Genomic DNA, 15,972 nt, shown 5'->3' with positions numbered 1-15,972 from the left:
CCGCGGCACCGACGGTGCGCAGCAGCCACGGCCGCTCGATCCGCAGCCTCACCCCGCGTCCCTGTCGAACAGAATCCGCCCACGGTGCACGGTGCGGACGCACACCGGCAGGCTCGCGCCGGGCGAGACGTCGGGCAGGGCGGGCACCCGTGAGCGCGGATCCGTCGACCAGCGCTGCACACTCGCATGGGAACCGGCGACCACCAGGTCGTCGGCCTCCCAGATCGCGTAGCTGGCGGGCGCTCCCGGCGACAGCGTGCCGGTCAGTCCGTCGTTGACACCGCCGGCCCGCCAGCCGCCCCGGGTGCTTGCCGAGAAGGCGCCGCGAGCCGAGATCGCGTTCCGTGGCTGATGGTGATGGACGGCGGCGCGGATGCTCGCCCACGGGTCCATGGCGGTGACAGGGGCGTCCGAGGAGAAGGACAGCACCATCCCGTTGCGCGCGAGTGCGGCGAAGTTGTTGAGACCGGCCGCACGGTCGGCGCCGAGTCGCTGGTCGTACAGATCACCCGGACCGCCCCAGGCGGCGTCGAATGCGGGCTGCATGCTCGCGATGACCCCGCACCGGCCGAGGATCTCGGCCTGCTCCGGTGTCACCATCTCGGCATGCTCCAGGCGATGCGTGCATCGAGCCAGCGCTGGTGTGCCCAGCTCGGCCGAGAGTTCGGTGAGCACGTCGACGACCTCGGCGGTGGCGGCGTCGCCGATGACGTGGAAACCGGCCTGCACGCCGATCTCGGTGCAGGCACGGAGATGGTCGAGGACTCCGTCACGGTCGAGATAGCAGATACCGCTGTGTGCCGGATCGTCGCGATACGGCGACGACAGCCACGCGGTGTGGGAGCCGAGGGCACCGTCGATGAACAGGTCACCCGCCAGCCCGTGGGCGCCCGAGGTGGCCAGGATCTGCCGCGCATCCTCGGCGTCGGCCGCTGCCGCGCCCCAGTACCGGCGGATCTCGACGGGGTGATCGAGTGCGGCGATGGCGTGGAAGTCGTCGAGGCCGCTGATGTCGGGCCCGCCGTTCTCGTGCACCGCGACGATCCCGTGCGCCGCGGCACGGTCGAGCGCATAGCGCTGTGCGCGCATCCGCTGTCCCGCACTCAGCAACCGCCGGGCGGCCGCACGCACCAGATGATGAGCGTCGGCGACGAGAGGCTCGTCCGGGTGGAAGCCGATCGCGGATTCCAGGTCCGGGATCATGCGCCGCAGCGCGGTGGACGCGACGGCCGAGTGTTCGTCGATGCGGGCCAGGTACACCGGACGATTGCCGACGACCTCATCGATGTCGGCCGTGGTCGGGCTGCGCCGGTCGTCGGGATCCACGCCCTGCCAGGCCGACTCGTCCCAGCCGAGACCCCAGATGAGATCGTCGTCGGCCGCGCCGCTGTGTCCGTCCGCATAAATCCGAATGCGGTCGAGGCACGCGCGACGTCCGGTGACGTCGTCCAGGGTGAGTCCCCGGAGAGCGAGTCCGGTCGAAGTGAGGTGCACATGGGAATCGACGAACCCCGGGGCGACGAAACGTCCGTCCAGGTCGGTGATCTCGGCATCGGGATGCAGAGCACGTCCGACGTCGTCGCTGCCCACCCAGACGACGGTGCCGTCGGTGACCGCCATCGCAGTCGCGTCGGGGGCCTCGGCGGAGTACACGGCACCGCCGAGCAAGAGTTCAGTGGTCACGACTGTTCAGTGTCCCCTACCGGCGGCGCGTCGGCTCAGTGCCCCCGGGGCAGCGTGTGATCACCCTGCACAATGGTGCCCTCCATCACGTCTCCGCTCTGCGCCGCACCATGCGCGGTGCTGACGGTGCCGTCGGGGTTCACGATCGAACCGTCGATCACCGTGCCGCGGCCGTGGACACCTCGGCCCCGAACTCCGGCGCGATCAAGGGTGGTGATGATGTGGCGTGCACCCGCGGCGGCGATCACCGGACGCAATGCGCGACGAACGGGCGCGGCCAGCAGGATCAGTCCCGCGAGGGTGGAGACCACACCGGGAATCACCATCAGGACCGTCGACGCGGCCAGCAATGCGGTGTCGGTCAGGGGTGCCCGCGCATCGACCTCATTGCGGGACGCGCGGCGAAGATCGTCGACGAGACGTCGACCCCGGCGCTGCAGCAGGACGAAACCGAGGACGGCGGCACCCAGGGTGATGAGCACGGCCCAGCCGAAGCCGAGGAACCGGGTCATGGCCACGAACGCGCCGATCTCGATCACCAGGTACGCGAGCACGAAGAGCAGTCGCATCGGAATCCGCCTTTCCGGCCGGGAAGGGTGATCATCCGGCCACTTACCGGCGTAACGAACGGGGACCCGATTTCTCTCCCGGAGGAGTGGATCTACTCGCCGCGCGCCTCGATGTCGCCTTCCGCCGCGAGATAGACCTGCCGCAAGTCATCCAGCATGTCCGCGGGCGGCGCCGACCACAGGCCGCGTTCGGTGGCCTCGAGAAGCCGCTCGGCGATGCCGTGCAGCGCCCAGGGGTTGGACTCCTGCATGAACTGCTGATTCTGTTCGTCCAGGACGTAGGACTCGGTGAGCTTCTCGTACATCCAGTCGTCGACGACGCCGGTGGTGGCGTCGTAGCCGAAGAGATAGTCGACGGTGGCCGCCATCTCGAAGGCCCCCTTGTAGCCGTGGCGCTGCATCGCCGAGATCCAGCGGGGATTGACGACACGGGCACGGAAGACACGGCTGGTCTCCTCGTGCAGGGTGCGGGTGCGCACCGAATCCGGTCGTGTCGAATCACCGATATAGGCCTCGGGATCACGGCCGGTGAGCGCGCGCACGGTGGCGACCATGCCGCCGTGGTACTGGAAATAGTCGTCGGAGTCGGCGATGTCGTGCTCACGCGTGTCGGTGTTCTTCGCGGCGACCGCGATCCGCCGGTACGCCGCGCGCATGTCGTCCACGGCGGGCACGCCGGCCAGTTCCCGGCCGTAGGCGTAACCGCCCCACTCGGTGTAGACCTGCGCGAGGTCGGCGTCGCCCCGCCATTCGCGCGAGTCGATCAGCTGCAGCAGACCCGCACCGTAGGTGCCGGGTTTGGAGCCGAAGATGCGGGTCGCGGCGCGACGGTCGTCGCCGTGTTCGGCCACCGCCGACCGGTAGTGCGCGGCCACGAAGTTCTGGTCGTCGGGTTCGTCGGCCCGGGCGGCGAGCGCCACGGCGTCGTCGAGCATCGTCACCACATGCGGGAAGGCGTCGCGGAAGAAGCCGGAGATACGGACGGTCACGTCGATACGCGGCCTGCCGAGTTCGGTGAGGTCGATCAGTTCGAGGTCGACGACACGTCGGGACGCCTCGTCCCAGACCGGTTGGACGCCGAGCAGTGCCAGCACCTCGGCGATGTCGTCGCCGGAGGTACGCATGGCGCTGGTCCCCCACACCGACAGACCGACGGACTTCGGATAGTCATCGTGGTCTCCGCGATACCGGTCGATCAGCGAATCGGCAAGGGCGCGACCGGTTTCCCACGCAAGCTTCGACGGCACCGCCTTCGGGTCGACCGAGTAGAAGTTGCGTCCGGTGGGCAGCACGTTGATCAGGCCACGCAGCGGCGAACCGCTCGGGCCGGATTCGATGAAACCGCCGCCGAGTGCGTGAAGCACCTGGTCGATCTCCCGGTCGGTCTGCCGCAGTCGCGGAACCACCTCGTCGGCGGCGAAGCGCAGGACATCGGCGACGGCCTCCGGGTGTCCGTCCGCCGCGGCGGCGACCGCCTCCGAAGACCAGTCCCCCTCCGCGCACGCGGCGACGAGCTCACGCGCCAGCTGTTCGGTCTCGTCGACGGCCTCACGTGCAGCGGAGCCGTCCTCGGTAAGGCCCAGCGCCTCCCGGAGCCCGGGCAGCGACGACGTGCCGCCCCACAACTGGCGGGCCCGCAGCATCGCGAGCACCAGATCGACCTCGCTGTCACCGGTCGGCGGCTCACCGAGCACATGCAGACCGTCCCGGATCTGGACGTCCTTGATCTCGCACAGCCAGCCGTCGACGTGCAGGAGCATGTCGTCGAAGACCTCTTCGTCCGGCCGCTCCGCCAGCCCCAGGTCGCGGTCCATCTTCGCCGCGGTCAGCAGCGTCCAGATCTGCTGGCGGATGGCGGGCAGCTTCGCCGGGTCCAGCGCGGAGATGTTGGCGTGTTCGTCCAGCAGTTGTTCGAGACGCGCGATGTCGCCGTACGATTCGGCGCGCGCCATCGGTGGGATCAGATGATCGACGAGCACCGCGTGGGCGCGCCGCTTGGCCTGGGTGCCCTCGCCCGGATCATTGACCAGGAACGGGTAGATGAGCGGGACATCGCCGAGTGCCGCATCGGTTCCGCAATCCGCGGACATGCCGAGGGTCTTGCCCGGCAGCCATTCGAGGTTGCCGTGTTTGCCGATGTGCACGATCGCGTCGGCACCGAAACCGTCGATGTCGGCGTCCCCGGCGCCGCGCCCGGCGAGCCAGCGATAGGACGCGAGGTAATGATGCGACGGCGGCAGATCCGGGTCGTGATAGATCGCCACCGGATTCTCGCCGAATCCGCGGGGTGGTTGCACCATGATCGCGATGTTCCCGAAACGCAGTGCCGCGATGACGATGTCACCGTCCGGGTTGACCGAGGTGTCGACGAACAACTCGCCGGGAGCCGCGCCCCAGTGCTCCTCGACGGAGGTGCGCAGATCGTCGGGCAGCGTGGCGAACCATCGGCGGTACTCGTCGGCCGGCACGCGAATCGGGTTGGCGGCCAACGTGTCCTCGGTCAGCCAGTCCGGATCCTGTCCCCCGACGTCGATGATCGCATGGATCAACGCATCCGAATCCTCGTCCGCCAGTCCGGGGATGGCGGCCTCGCCGGATTCCGGACCGATGTCGTGCCCCGCCGCGCGCATGGCCTGCAGGAGGCGCAGCAGACTGCGCGGGGTGTCGAGACCGACCGCGTTGCCGATCCGGGCGTGCTTGGTCGGATAGGCCGACAGCATCAGTGCCACACGACGTTCCGGCGGTGCGATGTGACGGAGGCGCGCATGTGCCACCGCGATGCCCGCCACCCGTGCGCAGCGCTCGGGATCCGGCTGATACCAGGGCAGCCCCTGGTCGTCGAACTCCTTGAACGAGAACGGGACGGTGATGATGCGGCCGTCGAACTCCGGCACCGCCACCTGCGTTGCGACGTCCAGCGGCGACAATCCGTCGTCCGTCGCGGCCCAGTCCGCGCGGGATCCCGTGAGGCACAGCCCCTGCAGGATCGGGATGTCGAGCGCGGCGAGACGTTCGATGTTCCAGGCCTCGTCGTCCCCTCCGGCGGAGGCTGTCGCCGGTGTCGTGCCACCCGCGGCCAACACGGTCACGACGAGTGCGTCCACGGTGCCGAGAAGCTCGATGAGGTCATCGGGGGCGGTCCGTAACGACGCACAGAACACCGGAAGGGCGCGCGCCCCCTTCTCCTCGACGGCGGCGCAGAGGGCGTCGACGTAGCGGGTGTTGCCGGCGAGATGCTGTGCGCGGTAATAGAGCACACCGATCGTCGGTGCCGAGTCCGGAACCGTATGGGCCGGGGTTCGATCGAGAACACCCCACGCCGGAGTCTGGGCGGGTGGCGCGAAGCCGAGGCCGGTCAGCAGGATCGTGTCGGACAGAAAGTTGTGCAGGTTCACCAGGTTGTCGACGCCGCCTGCGGCCAGATAATTGTGGGCCTCGGCCGCGACGCCCATCGGCACCGTGGACACCGCCATCAGGTCCGGATCGGGCTGCTGCTCACCGGAACACACCACCACCGGCACGTCGAGCGCGGTGACCGCGGACAGTCCGTCCTCCCATGCACGGACGCCGCCGAGGATGCGCACCACGACGATGTCCGCATCCGCCGCGAGCGACGGGATGTCCTCGACGAGGATGCGCGAGGGATTGGCGCCGGTGAACTCACCGCCGTGGGGGGCGCTTGCCGACGCGGTCAGCAGATCGGTGTCGGAGGTCGACAGCAACAGGATCATGGTTCTCCTCGCCGGGTTTCGCGCCCAGGGTCGTCACGGTTCGTGGCGAGAGGTCAGGTCTGACTCACGGCGGCCGATGTCATCGGGACCGCTGTTCACAGTGGCGCGACCGCGCCGGATTCGCACCGGCTTCTGCCACTCTCGCCAGCGTTCAGCCTACGGACCATGTGCGGCCGGGCTGTGGGCGCCCCACGGGCCACGGACCGCGGCGAACGCGTCGTAACCTGGACGATGTGAGCTCGCAGGAATCGTCCGGTACGCCGCGTGGCGAGGCGGACCGTTGCCCGGGTGTGTTCAGTACACATGCGGCCGCCGACGGTGCCGTCGCCCGGATCCGGGTGCCCGGCGGTCTGATCAGCCCCGCCCAACTCGAGGCGATGGCGCAGATCGCCGACGACCACGCCGACGGATTCCTGGAGATCACCGCACGCGGCAACCTGCAGCTACGGGGAATTTCCGACACCGACGCCGTCGCCTCGGCGGTGGCGGATGCCGGACTGGCGCCCGGCAGCGACCACGACAAGGTCCGCAACATCGAGGTCAGTCCGCTGAGTGGGCGGATCGGCGGGCTCGGTGACATCCGGCCCGCCGCGTCACAGCTCGACGGCCTGCTCCGTTCCGACGACCGTGCCACCGGTCTGTCCGGTCGCTTCCTCTTCGGTGTGGACGACGGTCGCGGGGACATCGTCGCGCGCGGCCCCGACGTCTCCGCCATCGTCCGGTCGCATAGCGAGAACGGACCCGCCGCCGACATCCTGCTCGGCGGAGTTCCGGTGGGCAGCGCTTCCGGCTCCGCCGGGATCGCCGGCGCGCTGCTCCTCGGCGCGCACCGTTTCCTCGATCTCGCCGACGGCGCGTGGCGACTGGCCGATCTCGACATCGATCGGCAGGCGGAACTCCGCAGGCGGCTCGGCGGCGAATTACCGCCCGCGCTCGGTGGTTCACCGGGCGCCGACGTCCGTCCGCCCACTCCCGGTGACCCGATCGTCGGCTGGTTCGATCAGGACGACGGGAAGGTCCTCCTCGGCGGTGTCGTCGAATACGGGCGCGTTCCGGCCCGGCTCGCACAATTCCTGGCCGCGGTCGGTGCCCCGATCATCCTCACGCCCGACCGGGAGATCCTGCTCGCCGACCTCGATGAGGGCGTGGCGGAAACGGTCGTCCGGGTGCTGGCCCCGATGGGGCTGATCTTCGACGCGGCCTCGCCGTGGGCACGGGTCAGCGCCTGTGTGGGTGCTCCCGCATGTGCGAAGTCCCACGCCGATGTGCGGGCGGACCTCGCCGATCGTGTGCGGGACGGCGGCCCGGTCACCGAACGCGAACACTGGGTGGGCTGCGAACGATCCTGTGGCACTCCACCCGTGTCCCACCTCAGCGTGCAGGCCACCGACGGCGGCGGCTATCGGACCCGCGCCCGGTAGCAGGGTCGTTTCACTCAGGTCGATAGGCTGACCGCACCATGAGTGACTATCTGCGGGACGGCGCCGCGATCTATCGACAGTCCTTCGCGACCATTCGTGCGGAGTCCGACCTGTCGGCATTCGCCGGTGATGTGTCGGGCGTCGTGGTGCGCATGATCCACGCCTGCGGCCAGACCGATCTGACCCGCGATGTGGTCGCGACGCCGGGCGTCGTCACCGCGGCGCGCGCCGCGCTCACCGCCGGCGCCCCCATCCTCTGTGACGCCAGCATGGTGGCGTCCGGCATCACGCGGAAACGGCTGCCCGCCGACAACGCCGTGCGCTGTCACCTCGGCGAACCGGGCCTCGCAGAGCTTGCCGAGTCCATGGGGACCACCAGAACCGCTGCCGCCCTGGAATATTGGCGTGACTCGCTGGACGGCGCGGTCGTCGCCATCGGGAACGCGCCGACGGCGTTGTTCGCGCTGCTCGACATGATCGACGACGGTGCCCCGCGTCCCGCCGCGATCGTCGGCGCTCCCGTCGGCTTCGTCGGCGCCGCGGAATCCTGTGCGGCACTGGCCGAACGGGATGATCTGGAGTTCATCACCGTGCGTGGCCGCCGCGGCGGATCCGCCATCACCGCGGCCGCCGTCAACGCGTTGGCGAGTGCCGCCGAATGACTGCCGGAAAGCTGTGGGGTGTCGGCCTGGGCCCCGGTGACAGCGAGCTGGTGACGGTCAAGGCCGCCCGTGTGATCGGCGCCGCCGACGTCATCGCGTATCACTGTGCGCGACACGGGAACAGCATCGCGCGATCGGTGGCCGAACCCTATCTGCGCGACGGCCAGCTCGAAGAACGCCTGATGTATCCGGTGACCACGGAGACCACCGATCATCCGGGCGGTTATGCCGGGGCGCTTGCCGATTTCTACACCGAAAGCGCCGCAGTGCTCGCCGATCACCTGCGCGCAGGTCGCGACGTGGTGTTGCTCGCCGAGGGCGACCCGCTGTTCTTCAGCTCCTACATGCACATGCACAAACGCCTCGTGGACGAATTCGACACGGAGATCATTCCCGGTGTCACCTCCGTGAGCGCATCCAGTGCGGCCGTGGGCATCCCGCTGGTCGAGGCCGACGAAACACTCACGGTCGTACCCGGCACACTTCCCGAGCCCGAACTCGTCGCCCGGTTCCGCGCGGCCGACGCGATCGCGGTCATGAAGCTGGGACGGACCTTCACCCGGGTCCGGGACGCACTGGCCACCGCGGGCCGCTTGGATGAGGCCTTCTACGTGGAACGCGCGTCGACGACCGCGCAGCGCGTGATGCCGGCGACGGACGTGAATCCCGATGAGGTGCCCTATTTCTCGATGATCGTGGTGCCCGGCGCCCGGAACAATCCGCACCACGACTCCCCTTCCTCCGGAGGCGGGGTCGTCGTCGTCGGACTGGGGCCCGGCGCGGCGGACCAGACGACGCCCGAGGTGCAGACCGAACTCGCACGCGCCACCGACCTGGTTGGCTACACCACCTACCTCGCTCGGGTGACGCCCCGTCCCGGACAGCGCGTCCACGCCAGCGACAACCGGGTGGAGTCCGAACGTGCCGAATTCGCCCTCGATCTCGCGGCCCGCGGCGCGCGAGTGGCCGTGGTGTCCTCCGGCGATCCCGGTGTCTTCGCCATGGCCAGTGCGGTCGCCGAGGTAGCGGCCGAGGACCGCTGGCACGATGTGCCGGTTCGGGTCGCTCCGGGCGTCACCGCGGCCAGCGCCGTCGCCGCGGCGACCGGCGCTCCCCTCGGACACGATTTCGCGGTCATCTCATTGTCCGACCGGCTCAAGCCGTGGGAGGTGATCGTCGAGCGGATCCGGCAGGCGGTCGCCGCCGATCTCGTCGTGGCGATCTACAACCCGGGGTCGGCGAGCCGTAACTGGCAAGTGGCCGCGCTGCGGGAGTTGTTGCTGGAGAACGTCTCCCCCGATCGGGTGGTGATCGTCGGGCGTGATGTCGGCGGCCCGACCGAGACACTACACACCACAACGGTATCCGCACTCGATCCGGCAACGGTGGACATGCGCACCCTGCTCATCATCGGGTCGTCGGCGACGAAAGCCGTGCCCCGTTCGGGCGGCGACATCGTCTATACGCCACGCCGGCATTCGGAGTAGTACGGGATCTCGATACGGTCTCGGCTGGCGCCTCGCCCTACTCGATCAGCGCAAGCTGGCCGGCCGGGGTCCGAAGGGCGTCGCCCTACTCGATCAGCGCAAGCCGGCCGGTCCGTACGGCCTCGCCCCACTCGATCAGCGCAAGCAGGCTGGTCCGTACGGCCTCGCCCCACTCGATCAGCGGAAATCAGCAACGCTGGTCGAGTAGCGACGAGCGAGCGCAGCGAGCCCGACGCGTATCGAGACCACACACTTTCACCGCAGCCGACGCACCCAGTCGACCGCCGCGTCGACGCTTGACACGGTGACACCGGCGGCCGGTTCCGCGGGCCTGTCGACCATGACGACACCGACGCCGAGTTCGGCGGACGCGATCAGTTTCGCCCGCGTCAGGTCACCACCGCTGTTCTTCGTGACCAGCAGGTCGATCCGATTGTCGCGCAACAACTGTCGCTCTCCGTCGAGGTCGTACGGGCCGCGGGAACGGAGCACCTCATGATGCGGTGGCATCGCACCGGCGGGCGGATCGACCACCCGGATCAGGAACCACGCCGAGTCGATACCCGCGAAGACACCGACGTCCTGGCGTCCGGTCGTGAGGAAGACGCGTCCTCCGCGCTCTGCGACGACAGCGGCGGCAGCGCGCATATCCGGCACGCGCGTCCACGTGTCGCTCTCGGAAGGAATCCACTCGGCCCGGCGTAGTCGCAGCAGAGGTACCCCGAGGTCCGATGCGACGGTGGCGGCGTTCCGGGTGATGCCGGCGGCGAACGGGTGTGTGGCATCGACAATCCCGCGGATAGCGTTTCCGCGCAGCCAGTCCCGCAGTCCCTCGACGCCGCCGAATCCGCCGACTCGCACCGGTCCGGCGGGCAGCTGCGGATTCTGCACGCGACCGGCAAGGGAACTGATGATCTCGTGGTCGTCGACCAACCGCTCCGCGAGGGTGCGCGCTTCTCCGGTGCCGCCCAGGATCAGGATCCGCCCGCTCACGTCAGCCATCGGTGCGCAGCTTGGACATTCGGGCACGCGAGTACAGATAGCTGTCGGTGACGTCCGGATGCGCCGTCACATCGAGCACCTGGCCCACGAAGATCACCGCGGTCTTCCGGATCTCGTTGTCCGCCAACGCCACCGGGAGTTCGGACAGAGCGCAGCGCACCACGCGCTGATCCGCCCGGCTCGCGAAGGCCACCGTCGCGGTGGGACAATCCGCACCGTAGTGCGGCGTCAAGGCCTCGACGATCTGCTCGGTGCGGTGCGCGGCCAGATGCAGCGCCAGGGTCACACCGGTGGCCGCCAGCTCGGCGAGATCCTCGCCGTCGGGCATATCCGTCGACAGCGTCGACACCCGAGTGATCAGCAGGCTCTGTCCGACTCCGGGCACTGTCAGCTCGGTCCCGAGCGCCGCGGCGGCCGCGGCGAACGCCGGGACACCGGGCACCACCTCGACGTCGATGCCGTACCGGGCGAGTTCGCGACGTTGTTCGGTCATCGCCGAGTACAGCGAGGGATCGCCGGAATGCAGTCGCGCCACGTCGTGTCCCGCGGCGTCTGCCGCGACGATGTGGTCGATGATCGTTTCGAGTGGCATGCGCGCGGTATCGATGAGGACCGCATCGTCAGGGCACCGGGCAAGCATCTCGGCGGGCACCAGCGAACCCGCATACAGGCAGGTCCGGCAGCGCGACAGCACGTCCGCGCCCCGCACGGTGATGAGATCCGGGGCGCCCGGGCCGGCTCCGATGACGTAGACGGTCACGGTTTGTCCACCACCCACTGGACGATGGGCAGTGCGGGCCGCCATGCCGTCATCGATCCGAGGGCAGCTGCCGTCTCGATGGTGATGCGGCGCAACGTGCCGCCGTGCCGGGCGTACCAGTGCGTCAGCAGCGTCTGATTCTCGATCGTCACCGCGTTCACGACCAACCTCCCACCGGAAGGCAGCACGTTCCAGACTCCGGTCAGCACGTCGTCGTCGGCCCCGCCGCCGATGAATACAGTGTCCGGATCGGGGACCGTCGTCCACGCCTCCGGCACCGCACCGGCCACGGTGATCCGATCGGCCACGCCGTGTGCCGCCGCATTGGCCATGATGCGGGCCGCACGGTCGGGCTCCCGTTCGAATGCCACCACCCGGGCCGTCGGCTCCGCGCGCAGCCACTCGATGGCGACACTGCCCGAACCGGAGCCGATGTCCCACAACAGTTCCCGATGGCCGGGCCGGAGCGCGGACACGGTCAGCGCACGATATGGCTGTTTGGTCAGCTGACCGTCGTTGGCGTAGTCGGTGTCCGGGCGCCCCGGTGTCCGGCTGCGGACCGGACCGACGCAGGTCACCGCCACGATGTTCAGCGGGTCGCCGGCGGGAACGTCCCACGCGTGGGCGACGCCCCGGACAACACGTTCGCGGTCCCCGCCGAGTTGCTCGAGAACGGTCATCGACGACCAGCCGAAGCCGTGATCGGTCAGCGTTCCGGCGATGTCGGCCGGCGAGGACGCATCCCGGCTGAGCACCAGCAGTTCCCGCCCGTCGGAGACGGCGTCGAGGATGGCGTTCACATCACGGCGGAGCAGGCTCACGACGGTGACGCCGGCGAGATCCCACCCCAGCCGCGCACAGGCCAGCGACGCACTGGAGACCGCGGGCACCACCCGCACCCGTTCGGCGCCGACGGCACGCACGATGCTCGTGCCCACGCCGTGGAACATCGGGTCACCGCTCGCCAGGATGTGTACCTCACCCGGATGATCGTCGGCGAGGACACGCTGGAGGTGCTCGGACATCGGAGACGTCCACGCCCGCTTCTCCCCCGCCGAGGCGGGCAGTAGCGACAACTGCCGACTGGAGCCATAAATGGTTGTCGCGCCCGATAATTCGTCGCGGGCACGCAGGCCGAGTCCATCCCAGCCGTCCGCTCCGATACCGACGACCACAAAGGTTCCGGCCAGGGTGTCACCGTGACTCATCGGGACAGCCGCCGCCAGATCGGCCGCGGAATCATCCGCATGCCCAGGAAGAAAGGCCGCAGCGCCCACGGCACGTAGATGTCGGTCCGGCCACGCCGGTACGCTCGCGCGACGGCATCGGCGACCTGATCGGCGTTGCGCGACAGCGGTGCGGGTTTCGTACCGGATGCCATCAATTCCTTGGTCATCTCCCCGATGACGAAACCGGGGCGGACGAGCAGCACCCGAACCCCGCTGCCGTGCAAGGCATCCGACAATCCGCTCGCGAATCCGTCGAGACCGGCCTTGGTGGAGGCATACACGTAGTTGGCCTTGCGCACCCGGATACCGGCCACGGAGGAGAAGACGACGATCGTGCCCGATCCCTGGCGGCGGAGCGCGTGCGCCAGCAGGGTGATGACACTGATCTGGGCGAGGTAGTCGGTGTGGGCGATCTGGAGTGCATGGGACACATCGGTTTCCGCACGTTTCTGATCACCGAGGATGCCGAAGGCCACGATGGCGGCCTCGACCGGGCCGTGGTCGGCAACCAGCGACTCCACCAGAGCCGGATGGGCCGCGGTGTCATCGGCATCGAAAGCCACGGTCTCGACACGCGCGGCACCGGCGTCGAGCAACGCCCGCCGCTCATCCTTCAGGTCGTCGGGGCGCCGAGCCGCCAGCACGACGGTCCGGCCCCGCGCCAGACGTTCCGCGAGTTTGACGCCGATCTCACTGCGGCCGCCGAACACCAGGATCGAACCGGTTGCCGGTTCGGACGACGTGCGTTGGCCCATGCGAGCAGTATCCCATCACCTCGCTAGCGTGGAGAGCATGACCCGTACCCCGCGCGACCTCGGACCGAACGCCACCGAATTCCTCACCGAACGACACCTGGCCAGCTTGTCGACCGTGCGGGCGGACGGGAGCCCGCACTCGGTGGCCGTCGGTGTCACCTGGGACCCGGAGGCCGGGATCGCCCGGGTCATCACCTTCGACGGAAGTCAGAAGGTCCGCAACGTGGAGCGTCTCGCGGCCACCGGTGGACGAGCTGCGGTCACACAGATCGACGGGCCGCGGTGGCTGACACTGGAGGGACCGGCAACGGTTCGTCGCGAACCCGAGCGCGTCGCGGAGGCGGAGCGTCGCTATGCGGCGCGCTACCGGGAGCCGAAGGAGAATCCGCGTCGCGTCGTCATCGAGATCGCCGTGGACCGCGTGCTCGGCTCGGCGAGCCTGTTCGACTGAGGACTCCGGTCCGTCAGAGGACGGTCAGCCCGTGCGGGCGGCGGTTCAACGGCTCACAGCCGTCATCGGTGACGACGACGATGTCCTCGATACGCGCACCCCACCGCCCGTCGAAGTAGACGCCGGGCTCGATGCTGAAGGCCATCCCGGGCCGCAACTCGATGTCGTTGCCCGCCACGATGTAGGGCTCCTCGTGCACCGACAACCCGATGCCGTGGCCGGTGCGATGAATGAAGTGGTCGGCCAGCCCCTGGCCGCGCAGCAGGTCACGGCCCGCGGCATCGACGCTGTCCGCGGTGACGCCGGGACGTACCGCGGCCACCGACGCGGCCTGCGCCGCCTCCAGCGCGGCATACGCGTCCGCGATCTCCGGCGAGGGTGCACCGAAGCAGTACGTGCGGGTCGAGTCGGAGTTGTAGCCGGGTTCGACCGGACCGCCGATGTCGATGACCACGATGTCGTCGGGCTCGATGACGCGATCCGAGAACTCATGGTGTGGATCGGCGCCATGCGGTCCGGAACCGACGATGATGAACTCGGCGCCGGTATGTCCCTCGGCGACGATGGCCTCGCGGATGTCGTCGGCCACCTCGCTCTCGGTGCGTCCCGGACGTAGCCATTCACCCATCCGGGCGTGCACCCGGTCGATGGCCGCACCCGCGCGCCGCAACGCCTCGATCTCGGCGTCATCCTTGATCATCCGCAGTTCCCGCAGGACCTCGGTGGCGAGTTCCGGTGTGGCACCGGTGCGGGCGGCAAACGGGATGACATGCAGCGCCGGCATGGTGTCGGAGAGCGCTATCCGGGCCCCTGCGGGCAGACCGTCGAGCGCGAGCGCATACGGATCCTCCCCGTCCGTCCAATCCACCACGGTCACGTCGAGGTCACCGACGGCGGAGTCACGCAGCGATGCCCGTTCGAGTCGCGCGACGACGAGTCTCGCGGGAGCGGAGGCCGGAACCACGAGCGCGGTGAGGCGTTCGAACGTGTTGGCGCGGGAACCGGTCAGATACCGCAGATCCGGTCCCGTCGACACGATCAGCGCGTCGAGCCCGGCATTCGCGGTGAGCTCGCGGGCGCGCTCAAGCCGGTCGCGGTAGACCTCCGAGGAAAAGCGCTCCGAGCGCCCGGCATCGGCTGCGGTGGGGGTGTCTGCTCCGGACATACCGGCAGCCTACGCGCCGGACCTCCGCCGGATGTGGCGCGGGAACGGTGCGGGTGACAGAGTTGTCGGCATGTCTGGGTCGCTGATGCTCCTCGACGGGGCGAGTCTCTGGTTCCGTTCCTTTTTCGCACTCCCGGAGAAGATGACCGCTCCGGACGGGCGGCCGGTGAACGCCGTCCGCGGTTTCCTCGACACCATCGCATCGCTTGTCACCCGGGAGCACCCGACCCGGCTCGTCGTCTGCCTCGATCTGGACTGGCGTCCCGATTTCCGGACCGAACTGATCCCGTCGTACAAGGCGCACCGGGTGGCCGAGGAGGCACCGCACACCGGGGACGAAACATCCGGCGTCGACGTCGAAGAGGTACCCGACACCCTGACCCCGCAGGTCGACATGATCCTCGACGTTCTGCGTGCCGCGGGTATCGCGACATCGGGAGCCGTCGGATGCGAGGCCGACGACGTGATCGGCACCCTGGCCCACGAGGAGGCGAAGGATCCGGTCATCGTGGTCAGCGGTGACCGCGATCTGCTGCAGGTCGTCGCCGACGATCCCGTCGAGGTGCGCGTCCTGTACGTGGGCCGCGGATTGTCGAAGGCCGAAATGATGGGACCGGCCGAGGTCGCGGCGAAATACGGTGTCCCCGAGAAACGTGCCGGTGTCGCCTATGCCGAGATGTCGATGCTGCGGGGCGACCCGTCCGACGGGCTGCCCGGTGTCGCCGGCATCGGCGACAAGACGGCCGCGAAACTCATCACCGAGTACGGCGATCTCGACGCAGTCGAGGAGGCCGCGCGCGACGACTCGTCGGCCCTGCCGACGCGGAGCCGCAAAGCATTACTCGCGGCGACCGACTATCTCGACGCCGCCCGGACCGTCGTGGCGGTCCGCACCGACGCGGACACCATCGACAGCCACGACGACGATCGACTTCCCTCGGCACCGGCCGATCCGGAAGCGCTCGCGGAATTGGTGACCGAACTCGGGATCGGGTCGTCGGTGACGCGTCTCGCCACAGCACTTGACTGGCAGCTCTGATGACGAATGCCGTGTGAC

General features: G+C 69.1%; 13 protein-coding genes. 5 read left to right on the top strand and 8 right to left on the bottom strand.

Features of this window, described 5'->3' with window-relative positions; translation table 11 throughout:
- Positions 1–48 precede the first annotated feature (48 nt).
- From AC4JJG_RS19575 to cobN, 3 genes are all read right to left on the bottom strand, one after another.
- Positions 49–1,683 carry an amidohydrolase gene (locus AC4JJG_RS19575; RefSeq protein WP_495400589.1) on the bottom strand — a complete coding sequence of 545 codons (1,635 nt, stop codon included), beginning with the start codon at positions 1,681–1,683 and terminating at the stop codon, positions 49–51.
- Positions 1,684–1,718: 35 nt separating this feature from the next.
- Entirely contained in the window at positions 1,719–2,252 is a 534-nt protein-coding gene (locus AC4JJG_RS19570) for an FxsA family protein (RefSeq protein ID WP_495400590.1), read from the bottom strand.
- A gap of 92 nt (positions 2,253–2,344) precedes the next feature.
- Positions 2,345–5,983 (bottom strand): cobaltochelatase subunit CobN, encoded by a 3,639-nt coding sequence (gene cobN / locus AC4JJG_RS19565; RefSeq protein ID WP_495400591.1) that lies wholly within the window; start codon positions 5,981–5,983, stop codon positions 2,345–2,347.
- 233 nt (positions 5,984–6,216) lie between these two features.
- On the opposite strand from cobN, the gene cobG reads away from it, so the two are divergent.
- The 3 genes from cobG to AC4JJG_RS19550 are packed head-to-tail and all read left to right on the top strand — an operon-like array spanning position 6,217 to position 9,553.
- Entirely contained in the window at positions 6,217–7,404 is a 1,188-nt protein-coding gene (gene cobG, locus AC4JJG_RS19560; protein ID WP_495400592.1) for a precorrin-3B synthase, read from the top strand.
- A gap of 38 nt (positions 7,405–7,442) precedes the next feature.
- Entirely contained in the window at positions 7,443–8,066 is a 624-nt protein-coding gene (locus AC4JJG_RS19555) for a precorrin-8X methylmutase (protein ID WP_495400593.1), read from the top strand.
- Positions 8,063–9,553 (top strand): precorrin-2 C(20)-methyltransferase, encoded by a 1,491-nt coding sequence (locus tag AC4JJG_RS19550; protein WP_495400594.1) that lies wholly within the window; start codon positions 8,063–8,065, stop codon positions 9,551–9,553. The genes AC4JJG_RS19555 and AC4JJG_RS19550 overlap by 4 nt, the downstream gene beginning before the upstream one ends.
- Positions 9,554–9,808: 255 nt before the next feature.
- Here the strand turns inward: AC4JJG_RS19550 and AC4JJG_RS19545 are convergent, their stop codons facing one another.
- Genes AC4JJG_RS19545 through dprE2 form a run of 4 tightly spaced genes read right to left on the bottom strand, consistent with a single transcriptional unit; the run spans position 9,809 to position 13,299 of the window.
- Positions 9,809–10,555: a cobalt-precorrin-6A reductase gene (locus AC4JJG_RS19545; RefSeq protein ID WP_495400595.1), complete on the bottom strand. Its 747-nt coding sequence runs from the start codon at positions 10,553–10,555 to the stop codon at positions 9,809–9,811.
- Positions 10,548–11,315, bottom strand: a complete 768-nt coding sequence (gene cobM / locus AC4JJG_RS19540) for a precorrin-4 C(11)-methyltransferase (RefSeq protein WP_495400596.1) — start codon at positions 11,313–11,315, stop codon at positions 10,548–10,550. The genes AC4JJG_RS19545 and cobM overlap by 8 nt, the downstream gene beginning before the upstream one ends.
- On the bottom strand, positions 11,312–12,523 hold the full coding sequence (cbiE, locus tag AC4JJG_RS19535; RefSeq protein WP_495400597.1) for a precorrin-6y C5,15-methyltransferase (decarboxylating) subunit CbiE: 1,212 nt from the start codon (positions 12,521–12,523) through the stop codon (positions 11,312–11,314). The genes cobM and cbiE overlap by 4 nt, the downstream gene beginning before the upstream one ends.
- Positions 12,520–13,299, bottom strand: a complete 780-nt coding sequence (gene dprE2, locus AC4JJG_RS19530) for a decaprenylphospho-beta-D-erythro-pentofuranosid-2-ulose 2-reductase (RefSeq protein WP_495400598.1) — start codon at positions 13,297–13,299, stop codon at positions 12,520–12,522. Before dprE2 ends, cbiE begins: the two co-directional genes overlap by 4 nt.
- 37 nt (positions 13,300–13,336) lie before the next feature.
- Here dprE2 and AC4JJG_RS19525 point away from each other — a divergent pair, with 37 nt between their 5' ends.
- On the top strand, positions 13,337–13,750 hold the full coding sequence (locus AC4JJG_RS19525) for a pyridoxamine 5'-phosphate oxidase family protein (RefSeq protein WP_495400599.1): 414 nt from the start codon (positions 13,337–13,339) through the stop codon (positions 13,748–13,750).
- Positions 13,751–13,763: 13 nt separating this feature from the next.
- Here the strand turns inward: AC4JJG_RS19525 and AC4JJG_RS19520 are convergent, their stop codons facing one another.
- Positions 13,764–14,915: a M24 family metallopeptidase gene (locus tag AC4JJG_RS19520; RefSeq protein ID WP_495400600.1), complete on the bottom strand. Its 1,152-nt coding sequence runs from the start codon at positions 14,913–14,915 to the stop codon at positions 13,764–13,766.
- A gap of 85 nt (positions 14,916–15,000) precedes the next feature.
- Between AC4JJG_RS19520 and AC4JJG_RS19515 the strand changes: the two genes are divergently transcribed.
- Positions 15,001–15,954 (top strand): 5'-3' exonuclease, encoded by a 954-nt coding sequence (locus AC4JJG_RS19515; protein ID WP_495401011.1) that lies wholly within the window; start codon positions 15,001–15,003, stop codon positions 15,952–15,954.
- Positions 15,955–15,972 lie beyond the last annotated feature (18 nt).

The sequence above is a fragment of the Gordonia sp. B8661-1 genome, assembly GCF_059427765.1.
Note: the sequence above shows the minus strand (reverse complement) of the source record. Positions and strands in the feature narration are given on the sequence as shown.